General features: G+C 71.2%; 2 protein-coding genes. Both read left to right on the top strand.

The window, feature by feature from the left end; all coding sequences use genetic code 11:
• Positions 1 to 362 precede the first annotated feature (362 nt).
• Entirely contained in the window at positions 363 to 1475 is a 1113-nt protein-coding gene (locus ACWD4A_RS35140) for a HoxN/HupN/NixA family nickel/cobalt transporter (RefSeq protein ID WP_451200518.1), read from the top strand.
• A gap of 96 nt (positions 1476 to 1571) precedes the next feature.
• Entirely contained in the window at positions 1572 to 3611 is a 2040-nt protein-coding gene (locus ACWD4A_RS35135) for a DHA2 family efflux MFS transporter permease subunit (RefSeq protein WP_451200516.1), read from the top strand.
• The last annotated feature ends 148 nt before the right edge of the window (positions 3612 to 3759 follow it).

The raw sequence follows: 3759 nt of genomic DNA, 5'->3' as shown, positions 1-3759 counted from the left end.
CGAACACCACCCCCCCGCGCCCCTTTCAGGGGCGCCCCTTCAGGGGCGCGGGGAACTGCGCGCGCAACCGAAGCCGACCCGCAGGCGCCGGACGCCCCGGCCCGAACGGCGCTGCGAGGGGCGCGGGAAACTGCGCGACCAGCCACGGACGGCCCGCAGGCGCCGACGCACGCCGAGGCGCGAAGCCGGAGCCGCACGCCAGGCCCGTACCCCTTCCCGCTAACGCGAACCACTTGCAGCTGCGTGCACCGCGCGCCTACGGTGTGCCGTCATTTGCGCACCATGAGGAAGGGGCCGCCATGGTCACCACCACCGCCGCCCAGGACGTAGACCCATCGCGTTGGCAGCGAATAACCGGCGTGATGACGGGCGCCGAGTGGCGGCGGATGGGCGGCATGGCCGCCTTCATCCTGGCCCTGCACGTCATCGGCTGGTTCACCCTGGTGGCCGTCGTCGCCCCCGAGCACTACAGCCTGGGCACCAAGTCCTTCGGCATCGGCATCGGCGTCACCGCCTACACGCTCGGCATGCGGCACGCCTTCGACGCCGACCACATCGCCGCGATCGACAACACCACCCGCAAGCTGATGCACGAGGGCAAGCGGCCGCTCTCGGTCGGCTTCTGGTTCTCGCTCGGCCACTCCAGCGTCGTCTTCGCCCTGGCCTTCCTGCTCTCGCTCGGCGTCAAGGCCCTGGCCGGGCCCGTCCAGGACGAGAACTCCGGGCTCCACGAGATCACCGGCTGGATCGGCACCACCATCTCCGGCGCCTTCCTCTACCTCATCGCGATCTTCAACATCGTGATCCTGGCCGGCATCTGGAAGGTCTTCCGGAAGATGCGCGCCGGTCACTTCGACGAGGCGGCCCTGGAGGAGCAGCTGAACAACCGCGGGCTCATGAACCGCCTGCTCGGCCGGGTCATGAAGTCGATCACCAAGCCCTGGCAGATGTACCCGCTGGGCCTGCTCTTCGGTCTCGGCTTCGACACCGCGACCGAGGTCGCCCTCCTCGTCCTCGCGGGCTCGGGCGCCGCCTCGGGCCTGCCCTGGTACGCGATCCTGTGTCTGCCCGTCCTCTTCGCGGCGGGGATGTCGCTGCTGGACACCATCGACGGCTCGTTCATGAACTTCGCCTACGGCTGGGCCTTCTCCAAGCCGGTGCGCAAGGTCTACTACAACCTCACCATCACCGCCCTGTCCGTCGCCGTGGCGCTCATCATCGGCACCGTCGAGCTGCTCGGCCTGATCGCCGACAAGCTCGGCCTGCACGGTCCGTTCTGGGACTGGATCGGCGGCCTCGACCTGAACACGGTCGGCTTCGTCATCGTCGGCCTGTTCTTCGCCACGTGGGTGCTGGCGCTGGTCGTCTGGAAGGCGGCCCGCATCGAGGAGAAGTGGGGCGCCAACGTTCCCCCCTCGGGGGCGGCTGCCTCCGAGGCGGCCTCCGAGACAGCCTCCGCGATGGCCTCCGACTGAGCCCGTTCCCGGAGCTCCCCGTGCGCGCCAGCGGTGGCGGGAGTGGGCGGTTGCCCGAATGCTGAGCGGTGGAGGAGAACCGGAGGAGGCCCGCCGATGCCCACGGCCACCACGCAGCCCACAGCGGAAGCCCCCGCACCGCCCGAGCTCAGCAGGCGCCGCGTCAACCTCGTGTTCCTCACCGTCGTGCTCGGCATGCTGCTCGCGGCCCTCGACCAGACCATCGTCTCCACCGCGCTGCCGACGATCGTCGCCGACCTGGGCGGCGGCGGTCACATGGCCTGGGTGGTGACCGCCTATCTGCTCGCGGAGACCGTCTCGACCGTGCTCGTCGGCAAGTTCGGCGACCTCTTCGGCCGGAAGGTCGTCTTCCAGCTGAGCGCGGTGGTCTTCGTCGGCGGCTCGGTGTTCGCGGGCGCGGCGAACTCCATGCTCATGCTGATCGCCGCCCGCGCCCTCCAGGGCATCGGCGGCGGCGGTCTGATGGTGACGGCCATGGCACTGATCGCCGACGTCATCCCGCTGCGCGAGCGCGGCAAGTACCAGGGCGCGCTGGGCGCGGTGTTCGGGGTGACCACGGTGGTCGGGCCGACGCTCGGCGGGGTCTTCACCGACCACGCCACCTGGCGCTGGTGTTTCTATGTCAACGTCCCCGTCGCGATCGTCATGGTCGTGATGGCCGCCCGGACGATCCCCGTCGTCCGTTCGGCGGTCCGGCCGGTGATCGACTACCTCGGCATCGTGCTGGTGGCGCTCGGCGCGTCCGGGCTGGTCCTCGGGCTGGAGTGGGGCGGCACCGAGTACCCGTGGCACTCCCCCGTGATCATCGGCCTGCTCGCGGGATCGGTGCTGCTGCTGGGGCTGTTCGTGCTCGTGGAGCTCCGGGCGAAGGAACCCATGCTCCCCATGCACCTCTTCAGCAACCCCGTCTTCACCATCTGCTCGGTGCTCAGCTTTATCGTCGGCTTCGCGATGCTCGGCGCGATGACGTACCTGCCGACCTACCTCCAGTACGTGGACGGGGTGTCGGCCACCATGTCGGGCGTGCGGGCGCTGCCGATGGTGGCCGGGCTGCTCGGCGCGTCCATGCTGTCGGGCGTCGTCGTCAGCCGCACCGGCCGCTACCGCGCCTTCCCGATCGCCGGTACGGCCGTGACGGCGCTCGGGCTCTATCTGATGTCGACGATGGGCGCGCGGACCGGGCCGTGGCTGGAGTCGCTCTACATGTTCGTGCTCGGCGTCGGCATCGGGCTGGCCATGCAGGTGCTGACCATCGCCGTGCAGAACACGGTGGCGTACCACGAGCTGGGCACGGCGACCTCGGGCGTGACGTTCTTCCGTACGCTCGGCAGCTCCTTCGGCACGGCGATCTTCGGCACCCTCTACAGCAACCGGCTGAAGCCCAACCTCATGGAAGCGCTGGCCCGTTCACCGGGCGTGCCGCCCGCCGCCGTACAGAGCCCGCAGGGGCTCAGACAGCTCCCGCCCGCGCAGGCGGCGCCGGTGATCGACGCCTACGCGGACACCATCGACCACGTCTTCCTCTGGGTCGTGCCGGTGGCGTTGGCGGGCTTCGTCGTCGCCTGGTTCCTGAAGGAGGTGCCGCTGCGGGACAGCGCGCGGGCCGGGGCGTCCGACATGGGCGAGGGGTTCGCCGCGCCGGACTCGGCGGAGGCGGAACGGCAGTTGGAACGGGCGGTCGCGAGCGTCATGCGCAAGGCGAAGGGCCCGCCGGTGAGCCGGCAGGTCCTCGCCGAGTCGGGCAGCCCGCTGAGCCCGGCGGAGGCGTGGACGCTGGGGCAGATCCACTGGCGGCAGCGGGTGCGCGGCGAGGCCGCGCTGAGCTCGGTGGCCGCCGCGCACCGGATGCCGCCCGAGGTCCTGGAGCCGGCCTTCACCCGTACGGCGGAGGCGGGTCTCGCCCGTGTGGACGGCGACCGGCTGTCCCTGACGGCCGCGGGCGAGGCGGAGATCGAGCGCCTGGGCGCGGCCTGGCGGTCCTGGCTGTCGACCCGCCTGGAGGACTGGGACGTCACCGACCCCGAGGACCGGGCGCTGCTCGACCGGGCGCTGGACGCGATGGCGGCCCGGCTCCTGGAAGAAGGCGAGAAGGAGCAGGAGCGGACCGCGGTGTGAATCCCTTCGGCGGCGGCGCCGTTGCGCCTGCGGCGGGCTTTTCCCCACCCCGCCCCTTCCCGGAACCGGGGGGACCCCCGGGCCCCCAGCGGCCTGCGGCCTGCGGCCGCGTCCTCGAACGCCGGACGGGCTGATTTCAGCCCGTCCG

The sequence above is a fragment of the Streptomyces sp. NPDC002537 genome (assembly GCF_053594975.1).
This window is presented reverse-complemented; position numbering and strand designations above follow the sequence as displayed.

What these genes read in the sequence shown, in the direction of transcription:
- ACWD4A_RS35140 (WP_451200518.1), top strand. Translation starts at nt 363, where the DNA reads ATGACGGGCGCCGAGTGGCGGCGGATGGGCGGCATGGCCGCCTTCATC.
- ACWD4A_RS35135 (WP_451200516.1), top strand. Translation starts at nt 1,572, where the DNA reads ATGCCCACGGCCACCACGCAGCCCACAGCGGAAGCCCCCGCACCGCCC.